A 19,636-nucleotide genomic window follows, 5' to 3' on the forward strand; every position below is an offset into this window, starting at 1 on the left:
CTAATCAATGCAAATCCTTTGGAATTGGTGAAATACCACATGTTAAAGAGTGTCGTAAATGATGTGGTGAATTGTAATAATGAATGCATTATTTAAATTGTATCTAGTTAATAATAAGGGGATTTGTATTTATTGTTTTGCTTAGTAAGTTAATTATTGATTTTATGAACAGGTATGTCTGTGAAATCTGTTTTTCAAAACTTTTATATTTCGAATACAATATTTTGATTTTATGGATTGTAGAGAGCCGTATAGCGATCATAACCATTATATCATAGCTGTTTGCAGTTCTAGTATATTTTGAGGTTTTTTTATAGTTTAGAGGCTTCATTAGTATTATTTGTTTATTTTAACAAGCTTTAGTGAAATTTAACTGTCTGCATGAATTTTGAATTTAACTAAATGATTGCCTAGAGTGCATTTTTTGCTTAACCTGCTATTAAAAGTTGAATGGAATTATGTTAGTATTCCATTAGTTTATTCTGTATGATTTTTTAGTCATTATAAAACCTACTGGAACCTTATGAAATTGCTGAGTGTTATTATTTTCTTTATTGGTATTTCATTCAATGTTTATTCAAATAAGAATGAATCGTATGTGTTTAAGCATATTTCTGTTGAAGATGGTTTGTCTAATAATTTTGTGAAGAGTATCTATAAAGATCATTTTGGTTACTTATGGTTTGGTACATTGGATGGAATTAACAGGTACGATGGAGCTGAAATAAGAACATTTAGTGATTATTTCCCGAAAAATACGACAAGTGTTACCTCTATCTTTGAAGATTGTCATGGTAAAATGTGGATTGGTACAGAAACAGGACTTTTTTACTGGGATAGAATAGGCAGTACGTTTACGAAATTTAACAATGAAAAATTAGGGGATAAAAGAATTGATAAAATATTGGGTTATGGTAAGGATAGCTTGTTATTTTTTTCAGGCAGCGATTTCTTTTTTATAGATTCTCAATCGTTTGAGTTAAGCTCCATTTCCTTTCATAAGGATATTCATAATTTACTTAATCATATAACTGATTTTTATGTGGAGGATGATCAATTATATATTTCTACAGAAGGTGGGTTTATTGAATATGATTTAGTGGCTAGAAGTTCGTTGCTGTATAATGAATCAAATTTTGGTGAAGATGATTGTTTACATTTCTCACGCATTACGAAGCATAATAATTTACTTTTTTTTGGTACTCCAGATAAAGGGGTGATAAGTTTTAATCTTGAAACCAGGAAATTTTCGGAAATAGCGGGTACAGAGGGAAGTATTGTTTTATCACTTTCATGTTCTGAAGATTGTTTATTTATAGGCACAGATTCGAATGGATTATTAGTTTATGATTTTAAGCAAGAGCAAATTAAAAGAATTGAACATGATGACAATTTCCCATCCTCCATTTCTTCTAATGCTGTATATTCAATATTGATAGATGAAAATAAGACTTTATGGACTGGAACTTATGCCGGAGGGGTTAGTTTTTCTTCTTTGAAAGACAATAGTTTTAAAATATTAAATTCGGTAAGAGACGTTTCGTTTTTTAATAAAAGCGTTAGATCCTTGTGCTTTTGCGATTCAGTGCGATTGATCGGAACCAGAGATGGTATGTATGTGTTAAATGGTCAAGAGAGAGTTAAGTATTTTTCAATGCAAAACTCTTTATTAAAAGCTAAAATTATATTGTCGATGTTTCAGTATAATACTGAAACAGTATTGGTAGGAACATATAATGGAGGTATATACGTGTATTCTCTTAAAACCGAAAGTTTAAAAGAATGGAAGGCAGATTGGTTTAGTGGGCAGTGCATTTATGCATTTGAGCAGGATAGCCATGGAAATTTATGGATAGGTACTTTAGATGGGGTTTTTAAAGTTCATGATAATAACGTAACGAAGTACGATGCTCAAAATAGCCCAATTCAGGAAAAATTAGTATATGCTTTAAAAATTGATCGTTTGAATCGTTTGTGGGTTGGTACTGATAAAGGAGTTAAAGTTTACAGTAATTTGAATAATAAATTAGTGCAGGTAGCTGATTTTAAGTTTTTGTCTGGGTATAAGGCAAGCAGCTTTTATTGCGACTTGGGAAATATGATGTGGGTTGCTGTAGAAAAGCATGGACTTTATGGCATTAATGAAGATCTTGAGGTTGAACTTAGTATCTTGAAAGAAGATGGTTTATGTGATAACTCTGTTTCAAGTATTATTGAGGCTGATGCCGGGGAATATTGGATAAGCACTTTAAAAGGAATAAGCCGTTATAGTTCATATGATCATTCGTTTGATAATTTCTTCTTTTCAAATGGTTTGCCTGGTTTGGTGTTTAATCCAAATGCTGTAATTAAAGACCAGTTGGGAACTCTTTGGTTTGGAAATGAAAAGGGATTGGTATACTTTGATCCTAAGTCTATTAAGGAAAGTACGGATGAAAGTAATTTAGTACTTACTGATATTTATATTGGAGGCAAACAGATTAATGAGAATTTAGTCAATAAACTTAATATTCCGGTTGAAAATGTTGAAGTTTTAAGATTAAGAGGAAAAGACAATAATATTGGTTTCAGATTTATCAATTTGTTTGTGCCGCTTGCTGCAGAAACCAGATATGCTGTAAAGTTGGAGAAAAAGAATTCTGATGACAGTGAATGGATAAAATTGGATTATCAAAGAAAGGTGTACTTTAATTCTTTAAAACCAGGAGAATATAAATTTTATATGGGGGTTGTGGATAGAGCAGATTCGGTGTTGCCTGATAGTGTGAAAGTTTTAAGAATTCGAATTGCTTCTGAATGGTATCAGAGTCTTGCCGTTTTTTTGGCTGTGCCCCTTTTTTTAATCATGACTGTTTTTCTTTTTATATACTTGATAAAAAAAGCCCGTAAAAAATTGGCATCGTATAACGATCAGACTAAAGAAAAGTATGAGTTTTCGCGTTTGGATGAATCTCACAGCAGTAAACTTTTTTCAGAAATTAAAAATTATTTGGTTTCCTCGCAGCTATATTTAAATTCGGAATTAAAAATTGCAGATCTTGCTAAATTAATGAATTACTCCACTCAGGAGATTTCGCAGGCAATCAATCAAAATTTTGGACAGGGATTTACCGATTTTATCAATCATTATCGGGTATTGGAAATTAAAAAGGAAATGAAAGATCCGGCAAACAAGAATTTAACTCTAACTGCAATTGCCGAGAAATGTGGATTTAATTCAAAATCATCCTTTTACAGGGCATTTAAAAAAGTATCTGGTCAAACCCCAGCTGAATATTGGTCTGAAATACACGACAAGTAAGCTGATAAATTTCATGAAACAAATGTAGGGCAAATAGCTTATCTGTTGTTATATCTTTAATTTTGAGGATAGCATTGTGATAAGTAGTTTATTGAATCTTTATACTTTGTGCTGCTGCTTGTGTTAAGAAAACATTAAGTGGAAAAAAATGACTCCTTGAGCTCCTTTTAAATTTTCGTGATGACAAAATAATTGGCAAAAATTGACATTTTAAGTCGAATATTGTCAAGTTTAATGAATCTATTGCCTCTTTTTTATTTTCTCAAAATACAGCTTGATAGAGATTGTTTTCAAGTACTTATATTGAGTGTCAGATTGTAATATGACGCCTTTTTCGTTTTGTAAGTGGTAAGTAATTAGAGTGTTGTATGTTTTCAAATTTTTCTATCCCTATTTGTCTTTAATGTTCTGCCGTGGTGTTTCATTTTAAAATGACACAGTATAAAGTTTGTTTCATTGTATAACTCCAAACCTATTTTCAGCAATTAAAGTTTACAAATATTAACAATTGATCTAGTTTTGATGATACCAACGTTAACGTTTGCGTTTTGACGTAACATGATAAAACTAGTAAGTATTGTCTTCTAAATTAATATGAACTTAAACTTAATTTTCATGATTAAATCTATTAACTGTTGCAGCAAAAGGAATAGCAGATTGCTCAACATTAAAATCTGGTTTAAACCTATTGTAGTAGTATGTTTACTGATGCTGCAGGTGTTAAACGTGCAGGCAGTGTCTGCCAAGGATAGTGTCGGCGAAAGTAAGGCCGAAACCATGCAGGTTGAAAAGAAAGTCAGCGGTAAGGTGATAGATGATCAGGGTTTTCCGGTTCCTGGTGCTTCTGTAGTTATAAAGGGAACAACAATCGGAACAATTACCGATATTGATGGTAATTATGCAATTACTTCCGAAATAGGATCTGTTTTGATATTTTCTTTTATAGGGATGGAAACGCAGGAGGTAGTGGTTGGTGATCAATCGCTTGTTAATATCACTCTTCTTACTTCATCTATTGGCTTGGAGGAAGTGGTGGCCGTAGGTTATGGTATGCAAAAGAAATCTACAATGACTGGCGCTGTGGAACAGGTGTCTTCTAAGGCACTTGAAAGTAGAGCTGTTTCTAACCCAGTACTTGCTTTGCAAGGCCAGACTCCTGGTTTGACAATCACCAGAACATCTTCCCGTCCTGGTAATGAGGATATAAATATGCAGATTCGTGGAGCTACTTCTGTAAATGGGGTTAGCCCGTTAGTGGTTATCGATGGAGTACCTGCAGCAACCGGTAATGCATTTTTTTCAATGAATCCCGATGATATTGAAACGGTGACGGTATTAAAAGATGGAATGGCTGCCATTTACGGATCGAGGGCTGCCGGTGGTGTTATTCTTGTAACAACAAAGAGGGGTAAAGGCAAAATGAAAGTTGATTACACCGGAAATGTGCGTATTAATACACCCGGTATTAAAACTCCTACTGCAAATATGCAGGAATATGCGACTTTGTGGTTAGATGCTAATGCACAGGAAACATCACCTCTTTGGTGGTTTGCCGGAAAGGACGAAATGTTGAGAATGCAGCAGGGAATTGAAGGAATATATTCTACGACACACTGGGGCGACATATTTATTGGTCAGGGTGACAGATATCCTGAATTGTTTCAGACACGTACTTCCCAACAGCATTCTTTAAGTGTTTCAGGATCATCAGATAAAACGAACTATCGTTTTTCAGTTGGTTATGCCAATAATGTGGGTAATCTTGCTACCGCTTACGACGGGCAAAAACAGTACAACCTAAAGTTGAATTACGATTTTAAAGTTTCTGATAGAATAACTTTAACGTCAGGTGTTACTTATCAGAAAGATCATACATCTTCCCCTTCAGGAGGAATCGATTGGTCAATGACTTCTCAGGATCCTCCGTTTTTTCCGGCTAAAAATCCTTATGGACAATGGCATTCTAATTTTGGAAATGCTGGGAATAGAAATGCGACAGCTCTAACTACCGATGGTGGAAGAGATGATAAATATAATAGCTTAACAAGAATTGATTTGAAAGTTAATGTTAAACTAATAAAAGACCTTGAATTTGAAAGTTCTGCTTCAATTCAGGAAAACCAATTTAGAAGGGAAATTTATAAATTGACTGTTCCGCTTTATACGTGGGATGGAGATCCAGCTGCCGGTTCGCTTAATTCAACCTCCAGTATCAGTGCTGAGACTCAAAATATTTACTATCAAAATTACAATTCTTTATTGCGTTATACCAAAGAGTTGGGCAATCATCGTATTTCAGCATTGGCAGGTGTTTCTGCAGAAAAGAACGAATTTAAGAAACTGTTTGCCTCTCGTTCACCCATTACAGACAATGGTGTGTACGACCTTAATGCGGCAGATTATACGGACAAAGCCGGCAATAGCGGTGGTAGAAACCAATGGGGATTGTATTCTTACTACAGCAGGTTAAATTACAGCTATAATGATACCTACCTGTTTGAAGTACTTGGACGCAGCGATGCATCTTCTAAGTTTGCAGATGGTTCAAGGACAGCTAATTTCTTCAATGTTTCCGGAGGTTGGGTATTAACGAACGAAGATTTCGTGAAAGATCTTAACCTAAGTGCAATTGATTTTTTGAAGTTAAAGGTCAGTTATGGTGAAACCGGTTTGCAGTCTGGTATTGGTTTGTATGATTATTATTCAACCATTGGTTTAGGTACTGTTGTTTTAGGAAGCACTCCTGCAACTCAACCTTCGGCCGGTATAAGTGGAAATGGATTAAGTATGGATCCTTCAACTACCTGGGAACGTGTAGCGATGAAGAATATTGGTTTTGAAATGCGTTTGTTGAACAACCGCTTGTCTGCCGATTTTAACTATTACGAAAAACTCAATGATGGGATGTTAATTAGACAGACCTATCCTTCTATACTAGGAGGAACAGCTCCATATTCAAACAGTGGAGAATTAGAAGTAAAAGGTTGGGAAGCAATCGTGAATTGGAGAGATAAAATTGGTGATTTTACTTATAACATAGGTTTTAATATTACCGACAGTCGCAACAAGCTTGTTTCATACGAAGGAGCAACGACCTTTAATGCAGGATTGAATGATAGAATAATTGGTCGCCCTCTGGGTTCCTGGATGATGTATGAAACAGATGGATTTTTACAAAGTCAGGATGAAGTAGATGCCTACTATGCCAAATATACAGGTGGTTTGAGTGGGGATGCAGATTTAACGGCTTTGAAAGCAAGTGATCCTACAGCAACTTTACGCCCGGGTGATGTTAAAAAGGTTGATTTGGATAGCAATGGTTATATCAGTGCATTGGGAGATCCTGCTAAAGATGAAGGCGATTTGAAATACATGGGGGATAATGCTCCGCATTTTGTTTTTGGTTTGAATTTGGGTGCTTCGTGGAAAGGTTTCGATTTTAACGCTTCCTTCCAAGGAGTAGGCAAACAGTATATCCAACGAGGAGATTATTTGGCATACCCATTTAATGCAATTTGGTGCAATCAAAACGCTTCTTTTATTGGGAAAACATGGGCACCTGAAAATACAAATGCGTATTATCCGCGCTTAAGTACGTATACTAAACGTAACGAGTACAATTATAAAAACAATGATTTTATGTTACAAAATAACCGTTACATCCGCTTAAAATCATTGATTATAGGTTATACTTTACCAAAGGAGTGGCTTGCAAAAGCAAATATTGAGCGGGCAAGAGTATTTTTCTCTGGTAATGACTTGTGGGAAAGTACTTCGATTAAAGATGGTTACGATCCCGAACAGGGGATGGGTTCAAACAACGCAGGATACCCATTTATGAGAACATGGTCATTAGGTGTTAATCTTAGCTTCTAGCCTAATTTATTAATTGATCAAAAACAAATTATAATCATATGAAAAAAATATCAATTCTTATAGTTATCGGTTGCCTGATTATACTGGCAGTTTCATGCAGGAATGATTTTCTGGATTTGGCTCCGCAGGATCAACTGACCGAAGCATCATATTTTAAAAATCCTGATCAGTTTAAAGCTTCCACAGCTTCATTTTATGATAAGATGATAAGTTGGAAAAATGTCGACGGTGTTAATGTTTTCGGTTTCATGGATTTTGGATCTGATCTTTCTTCCAATGTAAAGGACCGTGGTTATGCCGGACAAGGGAGTTACGGACTTGGTTCTCTTACTTTACCAGACAATGATCAGTTTTGGGATAATTCTTACAAATATATTCGCAGTGTAAACCTTCTACTTGAAAAAGCCAGAGCCTATGAAGGCGATAAGGATGATATCAAACAGTATGTGGCTGAATCAAAATTTTTTAGGGCATGGCATCACTTCTTTTTACTGCAGCGTTTTGGAGGTGTTCCAATTGATACTGTAGTAATTGATTTGGATTCACCGGAATTGTATGGTGCGCGAAATAGTCGATACGAGGTTGTAGACCAAGTTCTTGCTGATTTGAATGCTGCGATTCCAAATCTGCCTACCGAACAGACTATTCCTGATGCAGACAAAGGGCGCGTGAGTAAATGGGCAGCCGAGGCATTTAAAGCCCGTGTTGAGCTTTATGAAGCTGCCTGGCGGAAATATACCGGTACTACTACCGATTTTACAGGTTCTGCCGGGCCTGCTAAAGATCAGGTTACAGAATTTTTGACTGATGCTGTTGCTATGGCAAAAGATGTAATGGATAATGGGGGATACGAGTTGTGGGATTACAACACCGGATTAAACAACAGGAGTAATTTCTACTTGTTCACGATTGACGGAACTGGTTCAAACCCTATGGGATTGGATAAGCCAAGCAATAAGGAATTTATTCTACAAAGTGTATACGACTATGAGTTACGTCAAAGTGCTGTTCAAATTACCCGTGAATCATGGAGATTAACACCTAGCCGAAAACTGATGGACATGTATTTGTGTACCGATGGTTTGCCTGCTGATAAATCGCCTTTGTTCCAGGGATATTCCGATGTAAGTAAGGAATTTGAAAACAGGGATTACCGTATGATATCCAATGTTTTGGGAGATGAATCTATACCTGATGCAGGGGCTGTGAGTTTAACCGATGGGGTTCTCTATGGTTTTGGTAATTTTAAATTTACGAGCTGGAATTTTACAGAAAATTCTTATCGTCCGGATAACACAGAATCATCAAACTATCCTCAAATACGTTTGGCCGAAGTTTTTATGATTTATGCTGAAGCATTGTATGAATTAAACGGTAGTATTAGTGATGCTGACCTTGACATTTCTATCAATTTAATTCGGAAAAGAGCTGGTGTTGCAGCATTAACAAATAACTTGGTTTCTGCTAATGGCTTAGACATGTTAACTGAAATCAGACGTGAAAGAGCATTGGAAATGTACAGCGAAAACAATCGTTTTAATGATTTGAAACGTTGGGGTATTGCTGAAACTGAATTGAACCAGAATGTTTGCGGTATGGTAGTAGGCGATGCTTCTTATCCAACCGATTTTAAGGATGCAGCGGGTGTTGCGACAGATAAATACACTCCAAATAAATATGGGTATGGCGAAACTGTTGTAAAAACTGCAGATGGCGACTTGAATTGCCTTGTGATAATGCCTGCTGCCAGCCATGATTTTCAGCGGAAACATTATTTGTTCCCATTACCAACACAACAGTTGCTGTTAAATCCAAATCTTGTTCAAAATACTGGATATTAGGAGTATTGTAATATTTAATTAATTAAAACATAGTATTTATGAAATCATATATAAAAAACATCCAATTCTTAGTGGTGTTTATGGTCTTAGCAGTCATATATAGTGGTTGCGATAAAGATCCCGAGATAAAGATGTATACTTATCCTGCTCCTCTTCCAACTGGGTTTAGCCCAGCCAGCGGATATGCAGGTACTTTGATTACAATTGAAGGTTCTGATTTTGGGGATTATAAGAACGCAGTCTCAGTATTTTTTAATGGTGTTGAGTCCGATTTGATCGTTTCATGTAAAGATGATGAAATCGTAGCACAAGTTCCTGACGGTGCTATTTCTGGGAAAATATCATTAAAAGTATGGACGGAAATAATTGATTCTATTGGTTCATATGTAGTTATACCATCTTCTGAGGTATCTTATTTAAGCTCTGAAAGGGGTAAACCAGGCGATGAAATTTCAATAATCGGTGAAAAGTTCGGCACTAATTTGGCAGATGTGCAAATTTTTATTGGTGATGCAGAAGCTGTAGTAATTTCAGTTTCAGATAATGAAATAAAATTCACAATTCCTGATGCCAGCTCTGGAGTATTGACATTATATGTAGGTACGCAAGTGATTCCTGTATCATATTTCCTTATTGGAGATGAACTGTTAACGGGTACACTTATTGGACATAGTAGTTCATGGGGCGATAATCCGGCTACATATATTACTGCAGCAGTTGATGGAGATATAACCACTTTTGTTGATGGTGCAACCAAAACTGGTTATGTAGGTTATGATGTTGGCGAAGGAAAAACAGCATTATTAACTTCCGTTCGTTATGTGCCGCGTGCATCTCATCCGCAACGTATGACTGGCGGAGAAATTCGTGGAGCAAATGATCCTACACTTTTTGATGCTGTAACATTATATACAATTACAGAAGAGCCAACTGTTGAGGTTTATACTGAGGCGGCTATTACTACCAATGAAAGTTATCGCTACATCTACTATTACTCAGCTGAGGGAAACTGTAATATCGCCGAAATTGAATTCTATGGGAATATTACTGATGCGGTTATACCAGAAGGAAAATTTATGTTTGAATTTGATGATCCAACTGCAGCTAATTATTGGGTAGGCGTAAACAGCTCGACTCCCACAAATGTAATTGAAGATGGGAAATTAAAAGTGACTTTTAATGCAAGTCAGTTTGAAGGAACAAACAAACGTCGTGCCGATTTAAAATATGTTGAAGGAGGAATTTTCCCAGGCGATTCTCCAACAGGAGCATGGAGATATTCATCAGAGTATCCTATTCTGGCTTATAAAATTTCGTTTACAGGCACAGGTGCTGCGGCTCCGGTTGCGGGTAATATTAAATTAGATAGGTTTGATAATAAAAACAATTCATATTTAGTAGACTTCATTTCAGACAACGTTATCTATTATGATATATCTACTGTAATTACTGAGAGTCAGGATTTAGCTTCATGGCAACTTAAGATTGCAGATATAACGTCGACAGAAGAAACAGGTTATGAGGTAGATTGGATAAGAACATTTAAAAATAAAGAAGAGTTACAGGCATTTATTGGTCAGTAAGTAATTATTAAAAATCATGCCTGAGCATATAGTACAGGCATGATTTTTCAAAAAATTAGGAATAATACTTTAACTCATGAAAAAAATATTTATTGCATTTTTAGTTGTCCTGCCATTTCTCATTTTTGGTTGCGGTGGCGGAGATGGATCTGCTGTCGTTGTGGAAGAAGAAAAACCACCAGTTGTAGAGGAAGAAGAATTTCCGATTGATCAAAACAAAACTTTTATACATCCGGGAATGCTTCATACAAAGTCTGACTTTGACCGAATAAAGTTGAAGGTTAAAGCAAATGCTGAGCCATGGCTGGCTGGCTGGAATATGCTGATTAAAAATGCGCACGCCAGCTTATCTTATAAGCCAAATCCTGTTGTAAAACTGATTCGGGGAGGAAATTCTGCGGAAGAACCGGAAGCTGATAATTACAGTCGTGCATTTAACGATGTTGCAGCGGCTTATCAGTGTGCTATCCGTTGGAAAATAACAGGTGATGATGCTTATGCCGATAAAGCTGTTCAGATTTTAAATGTATGGGCATCTACTTGCGAAAGAATTAGTGGGAACTCTAATGTAATGCTGGCAGCAGGAATTTATGGCTATCAGTTTGCTAATGCTGCAGAAATTCTGAGGGACTATGAAGGATGGGAAAGTGCAGATTTTGAAGCTTTTAAACAATGGTTGCTGGATGTTTTCTATCCACTTAGTTCTGATTTTTTAGTTCGGCATAATGGCACTTGTATTAGTCATTACTGGGCAAATTGGGATTTAGCAAATCTTGCTGATATAATGGCTGTTGGTATATTGACCGACCGGGCAGATATTTATAATGAGGCCATTGATTATTTAATTAATGGAGATGGCAATGGACAACTAAAAAAAACAATTTATTTTATTCATCCTAACGGACTGGGTCAAATACAGGAAAGTGGGCGTGATCAAGGGCATGCGCAATTATGTATTGGCCTGCTTGGAACGATTTGCGAAATGGCCTGGCACCAAGGAGATGATTTGTATGGTTATGATGATAATCGGGTACTGAAAGGATCTGAGTACGAAGCAAAGTATAATTTTGCAAATTTAAGTGTTCCTTTTGAGCCTTATAATAACTGTGAAAATTGGAGTAGTACTGAAATTAGTCCTGATGGAAGAGGTAGTTTCCGTCCGATCTGGGCTAGATTATACAATCATTATGTTATAGAGCAAGGACTTTCTGCTCCATATATTGAGTTGGCAGCTCGGGTGCACCTCCCAGAAGGTGGAGGTGGCGATTACGGACCAAACAGTGGAGGTTTTGATAATTTGGGTTTTGGGACACTAATGTATTCATTGGAAAAATAAATTAGGAGATGTTTAAATCAATTTAAAAAAAATATCTATCCTATTTTTTTGTGAGATTCTTGTGGGTGAGTTGTGGAAATGATAGCATGGTTATGGTTCATGATTCAAGCAATGACGACATTGTTGTTACCATCAATACAGTTTTTGTCTATCCTATTACACCATGGATAATTTCGACAGGATAAAAGCGAAAGTGAATGATGCGAGGAGCCATACCCGTTCGAATGGAATAAGTTAGTTGCGAATAGTCTTTTTCTTCACCATGCAAGGTCTCATCAAAATGCCATTTGTTGAAAAGTTTCAGAGGATTAAAGTCATGCTAAAAAAGCAATTGGGATTCCTGGTGCCTGATTAATATGAAACAACTACAGAAATCCATAGCAAGTTTGAATAGGTAGATGAAAGAATCGGTTTTACAGACAGAAAGTTGATGTAATCCGTTTCCTAAAAGAATAAAAAGAATGGAAAAAAGATTTAATAAAATTGTAACTCTCTTTGCAGGTCTTGGACTATTGGTTTCATGTGTTTCCGAAAATAAGATAGAAGAAACTTTTGGAGTAAAAAAACTGGTGGATAACTGCGTTGAAAAAACTATATTGACTATTAACGGCTTGACTGATGCAGATAGTCTGCCACGCAATATTTTGCAGGGACAAACTGAATGGAATAAGGTTGGTATTCATGACTGGACTAGTGGTTTTTGGCCTGGAATTTTATGGTATGCGTACGAAGCCTCAGGCGATTCAACAATTTTGAGTAATGCCCGTAAGTTTACGGAGCCTTTGTATGGGGTGTTGGATGTTCCTGTAGACAATCATGATTTGGGTTTTATGCTGAATTGTAGTTTTGGCAATGGTTACAGACTAACGAAGGATTCTGCTTATCATGATTTTTTGCTTGTGGCAGCAGATTCGTTAGCTACCCTGTTTAATCCTAAAGTAGGAACAATTCTTTCGTGGCCTGCCATGGGTGAAAAAATGGGTTGGCCTCATAATACCATTATTGATAACATGATTAATCTGGAGCTGCTGTTCTGGGCATCGAAAAACGGAGGTAGTCACGATTTGTATGATATGGCGGTACGTCATGCTGAAACCTGCATGAATACTTTGGTTCGACCTGACTATACTATTTATCACGTAGCTGTTTTCGATACCATTAACGGGCATTTTATTAAAGGTGTGACTCATCAGGGCTATAGCGACAATTCGATGTGGACCCGCGGACAAGGATGGGGAATATATGGTTATACTATGGTTTACAGAGAGACAGGCAATGAAAAATTTCTGGATTTGGCAGAAAAGCTTGCTGATAAATTTATTGAGCGATTGCCCGAAGATGGGATACCATATTGGGATTTTGATTGCCCATCTATACCCAATGCACCTAAGGATGCCTCAGCAGCAGCTGTTGCGGCCTCTGCAATGTTGGAACTTTCGACTTTTATGAAAAACGAAGAATTAAAAACTAAATACAAGGATGTTGCTGTTTCCTTGCTAACCAGATTATCATCAGATGATTATTCGAGTAAGGATAAAAATAAAGCAATGCTGATGCATTCTACAGGACATTATCCAAATGGAAGTGAAATTGATGCTTCGATTATTTATGCTGATTACTATTACATGGAGGCTTTAGTGCGGTTGAAGAAAATGAACGCTAAATTGTTATCAGATAAGTAGGGTTGAAGAGTTAGAAACAGATAAAATGAAACGAGCAATGATAAAAATGTTTCTAACACACGAGGATGACTATTAGAGCGAGTTCCATACAACAACTGAAAAACAAAATTATAATCACATGAAAAAATATTTGGAGAACTGCAGCATAAATTTAAAATCAGGCTATTTCTTTATGAGGATATTGATACTGACCTTATTTATGGTGAGTACAATCTCTATTAAACCGGCGTATTCAATTGATAGCTTACTAGTTTATCCTGCTCCTGAAGGCGCAATTCTGAATAATAATTTTACCGTTAGTGTGAGAATTCCCGGTAAGGAATGGCAGGAGATTTCTTCGTATTTGGTTAAAGTGGATGAAGTAAAAGAAGCCAATCATCATGTCGAAAATGCTTCGATGAGTTATTTCGACTTTTCAGGAGAAGTTGAAGTTGCTGTAACATTTAATAAAGGAACTATTCATTCAGGTCGGGTGCGTCCGCTGTCATACGGTATTGAATCACAGATAACAGGGAATACTTTACTATTTAAATTGAATAGTCCCCAAAATCTTTCGGTTGAAGTGAATGGTGACATTTTTCACAACCTCCATCTGTTTGCCAACCCAATTGATGAATTCATTCCTAATAAAGAAGATTCTAACCTGATTTATTTTGGTCCAGGTATTCATAGAATTAAAGGAGGTAAACTAAAAGTAGCATCTGGCAAAACAGTATACTTGGCGGGGGGAGCCATCCTGATGGGGCAGGTTCTTATCGAGGGGGTTCATGATGTGAAGTTACTCGGGCGCGGAATAATCGACCACTCTGTTAAAATGGGCGTTCGGATTGCCAATTCTCAAAATGTTGAGGTCGAAGGTATTTTTTGTACCCAGTGTGCCACAGGAGGATCTGATTCTGTAGTTATCCGTAATGTAAAAAGTATAAGTTACTATGGTTGGGGAGATGGAATGAATGTTTTTGCCAGTAATAATGTTTTATTCGATGGTGTTTTTTGCCGAAACTCGGATGATTGCACAACGATTTACGGAACCCGCCTTGGTTTTATTGGAGGGTGCAAAAACATTACCATGCAAAATTCAACACTCTGGGCAGACGTTGCCCATCCCATCCAAATTGGAACCCATGGAAACACGCTAAATCCAGATGTACTGGAAGATTTGAATTACATTAATATCGACATTCTCGACCATAAAGAAACCCAAATTGATTATCAGGGTTGTATGAGTCTGAATGCCGGGGATAGCAACATGATTAGGAATGTGCGGTTTGAGAATATTCGGGTTGAAGATTTTCGACAAGGACAATTGGTTAATCTGCGGGTTTTCTTTAATAGTAAATATTGTACTTCTCCCGGACGGGGCATTGAGAACATTCTTTTTAAAAACATTACTTATAACGGGAATAATTCTGAAATTTCTATTATTTCAGGTTATGATGAAACCCGAAAAGTTAAAAACATTGTTTTTGAGAACCTATTAATCAATGGTAGATTGATTACTGATGATATGCCGGGAAAACCCAAATGGTTCAAAACAGGTGATATGGCAAGGATTTATATTGGGGAACATGTCGAGGGAGTTGTGTTTAAGGCCAAATAAGAATATAATCAAGATAAACTTGGAATGTATACACTCCTCTGCCAGTCGGGTAAATGTGCCTAATGTTGGGCTTGTTTATAATTTAAAAACTATAAAATAGATTCAGCATGAAGATTTTTTTCACAGATCACAGATTCGGTTTAATATTAATTAGTTTATTGATAATTGCATCCCTTTTGGGATGCAATTATAATGAAAAACCATCATCAAAAAATGAGTATACAAATACATCCAATTATGTCTCAAAAGTATGGAAATCAGATAATGAAGATGGCACCTACACCAATCCAATACTGAATGCAGATTATTCCGACCCGGATGTGATTCGCGTTGGAGACGATTATTTCATGACCGCTTCCAGTTTTAATTGTAGTCCTGGCTTACCTATTCTTCATTCAAAAGACTTAGTGAATTGGAAAATTGTAAACTACGCCTTGCCTCATCTCAATTATAAAGAGTGTTTTGATGTACCTCAGCATGGGAAAGGAGTATGGGCGCCCTCCATTAAATTTCATAACGGAGCCTATTATATTTACTGGGGCGATCCCGATTGGGGAATTTATATGGTAAAAACCAACAATCCTTTTGGCAAGTGGAGCAATCCTGTTTTGGTAAAAGAAGCAAAAGGTGTCATCGATCCAAGTCCGTTTTGGGATGAAGATGGTAATGTGTATCTGGTAACTGCATGGGCAGCAAGCCGGGCCAATATAAACAGTGTGCTTACCATCTGGGAAATGAATGCAGAGGGCACAAAAATTATTTCTGAAGGAAAGCATGTTTTCGATGGACACGAAAATCATCATACTGCAGAGGGGCCTAAGTTGTACAAAAAAGATGATTACTATTACATTTTTGCACCAGCAGGCGGAGTGTCAACCGGCTGGCAACTGGTGTTGAGATCGAAAGATATTTACGGACCATATAAAGAGAAAGTCGTGTTAGCGCAAGGGAAAACGGATATCAACGGGCCACACCAGGGAGCTTGGGTAGAAACGCAGACGGGAGAATCGTGGTTTGTACATTTTCAGGAAAAAGGCGCGTATGGACGAATTCTTCATCTTCAACCCGTTAATTGGGTTGAAGGTTGGCCGGTTATGGGAATTGACAACGATGGAGATGGTTGTGGCGAACCGGTATTAACCTATAAAAAACCTAATGTCGGGAAGAACTATCCAATCAACACCCCGGCAGAAAGTGATGAGTTTAACGATGGTAAACTTGGTTTGCAATGGCAATGGACAGCCAACCACTCCATTAAATGGATGGTGCATCTGCCGGGGCAGGATTATTTGCGCTTATTGGCATATCCAAAACCTGAAGCGACAACTCCATTATGGATGGTTCCTAACCTTTTGATGCAGAAATTTCCGGCACCTGAATTTACCGCTACCACAAAACTAAAGCTAACTTTGGAATGGGAGGTGTGGCAAAGTAAAATGGCCGGATTGACTGTTATGGGCAACGATTATGCTTATTTAGTTCTGGCAAAAGATGAGGAAGGTTATAAAGTTGAACTATACAACGGTAGCATGATCGATAAATACACAGCCAAAGAAAGTTTGGAAGCTGCTGCAAGTATATCATCCAATGAAGTTTTTTTTAGGGTAGATGTCGCTGCTCCGGGCTTATGTTCCTTCAGTTACAGCGAAGACGGAACTAATTTTAAAAAGATAGGTATGCCACATCAGGCACAACCGGAGTTGTGGATTGGTGCTAAAGTGGGCATTTTTGCCACCATGGAACCTGGTATACGAGCCGGTGGATATGCCGACTTCGATTGGTTTAGGATAGATGAATTACAGAAGAAATAGTAATCTGAATAATATAGAGAATACGAAGAGCTGCTAATTCTGGATGAAAACTGATCAACTGTAAATTTAAAACGATAAAATATGAATGATAGAAAAACCAAAAATTGTTTGTTGCTAATTTTGATTATTGCAGGCATATCGGCTTGCAGTCGTCAAGAAGCAAAAATAATTTCCAATCCTATTGTTGATGGTTATTTTGCTGATCCTTCCATCGTTTTTTATGAAGGTAAGTACTTCATTTATGCAACTATAGATCCCTGGGGAGGCGAAGAATTGGCGGTTTTCGAAACGGTAGATTTTCTGCAATTTGAGCAAAAGCACATTAATTGGCCAACAAAACAAGCGTGTACAAGCCCTACTTCCGGGAATGATATGGTTTGGGCACCTTCTGTAGTACAAGGAACGGATGGGAAGTTTTATATGTATGTTTCAGTTGGCAACGAGATTTGGGCAGGGAGCGCTGAGCATCCGCTTGGCCCTTGGAAGAATGCGAAGGAAGATGGCACTCCACTCATACCGGGTAATATGATTCCCGGGTACCACATGATTGATGCAGAGTGTTTTATCGATGACGATAATCAGGCATACCAGTATTGGGGATCAGGCTTAAACTGGGTGAATGGCAAATGTTTTATGGTTCCTTTAGCAGCTAATATGGTTGATTTTCAGAAAGAGCCAACGGATGTGACACCTCCTAATTATTTTGAAGGACCGGTTATGATGAAAAAGAACGGAACTTATTACCTGATGTATTCTAATGGAAAAGCAATTGATCATACCTATAATGTTCGATACGCCACAGCAAAAAGTCCTTGGGGCCCATTTGAAGAAGGTTCCAATAGTCCCATCCTTAAAACTTCTGCCGACAGCACAACTTACGGCCCCGGTCATCACTGTCTGTTTTCTCGCGATGGACAGGATTATATGCTCTATCATCGAATTTTTCCGCAGAAAGAAGACTATGTTTTGAGACAACTTTGCCTCGATAGTTTAAATTTTGACTCTCAAGAAAATATCAAAAACGTTAAGCCTCAGGGGGTAGAACCTTTTATTCATTAAAAAAGAGAAAAAAATGAAATATATTATTTGGACTTTATTAGTAGGGATTACTTCAGTTATACAAGCACAAGAACTTATTACATACGAAGTACCCCAAAAGCTGTTTTATTCGGCACATAATGATGATTTTACAGTTAAAGTTCGCATTCCCGGAGGCGAATGGAAAGATCTTTATGAGTATAAAGTTGGGGTGGATATGGACACCCAAAGCACTGCATCGATGGTTTCATTCGATTTTACCGGAACGGTTGAAGTGCAGGTTCGAAAGAATAATGGATTGGTGAACGCAGTGCAAATCCGTCCGTTGTCATATGGAATTACTCCAAAAGTACAGGAGCGAATCATTACTTTTACGCTCGATCAGCCACGCAAAATATCGCTTGAGGTTAATGGCGACAAGCTACAAAACCTGCATATTTTTGCCAATTCAATCCTGAAAGACAAACCTGATCCAGATGATCCGAATGTGATGTATTTTGGTCCAGGTATTCATCAACCCAAAGACCTGCCTGGCGATGTATTTCGCATCCCTTCAGGAAAAACAGTATTTATTGATGGAGGTGCTGTTATAAAAGCCAAGTTGTTGGTTGATACCGCGCATGATGTAAAAATAGTTGGGCATGGCATTGTTTTTCAACCGGAAAGGGGAGTTGAAGTTCGTCATTCACAAAATGTGACCATTGACGGCCCCATATTCATTAATCCCAAACATTACACAATATATGGAGGCCAAACAACTGGTTTGACTGTGCGAAATATTAAATCGTTTAGCAACCAGGGCTGGAGCGATGGCATTGACCTCATGTCGTGCTCTGATGTGCTAATTGACGATGTGTTTATGCGAAATTCCGACGATTGTATCGCTATTTACGGGCATCGATGGCAGTTTTATGGTAATGCTCAAAATTATCAAGTTAAAAATTCAACACTTTGGGCCGACATTGCACATCCGATAAATATCGGAGGGCATGGAAATGCAGAAGCTGGCGGTGATACCATTGAAAATATAACTTTTACCAATATCGATATTTTAGAACACGATGAAGATGATCGAAACTATCAGGGGTGTTTGTCTATAGCCTGTGCTGATAATAATCTGGTAAGAAATGTGAGCTACAAAAACATCCGTGTTGAAGATTTTCAGGAAGGACAGCTATTTCATTTCAGAGTTGTGTTTAATCCAAAATACAGCTCAGCTTCTGGCCGGGGAATTGAAAATATTACGTTGGAAAATATTGAATACAATGGAAATGGTGCAAACCCATCCACCATTCATGGATATAATAAGGACCGATTAGTGAAAGATATTCAGTTTAAAAACTTAAAAATTAACAGTAAGTTGATTGAGAATGCATCTGAAGGTAGCGTTAAGATTGGTGAATATACGGATGGTATAAAGTTTAAAAAGTGATATAACATGAGTTCGATTATTTAGGTGTGTTTTACTATTTAATGCACCAAATCCCCTAAGACTTTTACCCGGAATTTTAGGAAGACTTTGTTCTTCTTTAGGGATTGGGGGTATTTATTTGATATATCATCAGGAA

General features: G+C 37.2%; 10 protein-coding genes. All 10 read left to right on the forward strand.

The window, feature by feature from the left end:
* Positions 1-523: 523 nt before the first annotated feature.
* The 10 genes from BZG01_RS10730 to BZG01_RS10775 all read left to right on the forward strand — a co-directional run bounded on the left by BZG01_RS10730 (position 524) and on the right by BZG01_RS10775 (position 19,500).
* On the forward strand, positions 524-3,301 hold the full coding sequence (locus BZG01_RS10730) for a ligand-binding sensor domain-containing protein (RefSeq protein WP_101309838.1): 2,778 nt from the start codon (positions 524-526) through the stop codon (positions 3,299-3,301).
* 615 nt (positions 3,302-3,916) lie between these two features.
* Positions 3,917-7,177 carry a SusC/RagA family TonB-linked outer membrane protein gene (locus tag BZG01_RS10735; RefSeq protein WP_101309839.1) on the forward strand — a complete coding sequence of 1,087 codons (3,261 nt, stop codon included), beginning with the start codon at positions 3,917-3,919 and terminating at the stop codon, positions 7,175-7,177.
* A 38-nt stretch (positions 7,178-7,215) separates the two neighbouring features.
* Positions 7,216-9,018 (forward strand): RagB/SusD family nutrient uptake outer membrane protein, encoded by a 1,803-nt coding sequence (locus BZG01_RS10740; protein WP_101309840.1) that lies wholly within the window; start codon positions 7,216-7,218, stop codon positions 9,016-9,018.
* 38 nt (positions 9,019-9,056) lie between these two features.
* A complete protein-coding gene (locus BZG01_RS10745) occupies positions 9,057-10,601 on the forward strand; it encodes an IPT/TIG domain-containing protein (RefSeq protein ID WP_101309841.1) in 1,545 nt (514 codons plus the stop codon).
* Positions 10,602-10,677: 76 nt separating this feature from the next.
* On the forward strand, positions 10,678-11,937 hold the full coding sequence (locus BZG01_RS10750; RefSeq protein ID WP_101309842.1) for an alginate lyase family protein: 1,260 nt from the start codon (positions 10,678-10,680) through the stop codon (positions 11,935-11,937).
* Between the two features lie 461 nt (positions 11,938-12,398).
* On the forward strand, positions 12,399-13,619 hold the full coding sequence (locus BZG01_RS10755; RefSeq protein WP_101309843.1) for a glycoside hydrolase family 88 protein: 1,221 nt from the start codon (positions 12,399-12,401) through the stop codon (positions 13,617-13,619).
* Between the two features lie 118 nt (positions 13,620-13,737).
* A complete protein-coding gene (locus BZG01_RS10760; RefSeq protein ID WP_218973084.1) occupies positions 13,738-15,219 on the forward strand; it encodes a glycosyl hydrolase family 28 protein in 1,482 nt (493 codons plus the stop codon).
* Between the two features lie 107 nt (positions 15,220-15,326).
* Positions 15,327-17,030 (forward strand): glycoside hydrolase family 43 protein, encoded by a 1,704-nt coding sequence (locus tag BZG01_RS10765; protein WP_101309844.1) that lies wholly within the window; start codon positions 15,327-15,329, stop codon positions 17,028-17,030.
* Between the two features lie 81 nt (positions 17,031-17,111).
* Positions 17,112-18,089 (forward strand): family 43 glycosylhydrolase, encoded by a 978-nt coding sequence (locus BZG01_RS10770; RefSeq protein WP_101309845.1) that lies wholly within the window; start codon positions 17,112-17,114, stop codon positions 18,087-18,089.
* 13 nt (positions 18,090-18,102) lie between these two features.
* A complete protein-coding gene (locus BZG01_RS10775) occupies positions 18,103-19,500 on the forward strand; it encodes a glycosyl hydrolase family 28 protein (RefSeq protein ID WP_101309846.1) in 1,398 nt (465 codons plus the stop codon).
* The last annotated feature ends 136 nt before the right edge of the window (positions 19,501-19,636 follow it).

The sequence above is a fragment of the Labilibaculum manganireducens genome, assembly GCF_002843385.1.
In the GTDB taxonomy this organism is placed as follows: Bacteria; Bacteroidota; Bacteroidia; order Bacteroidales; family Marinifilaceae; genus Labilibaculum; species Labilibaculum manganireducens.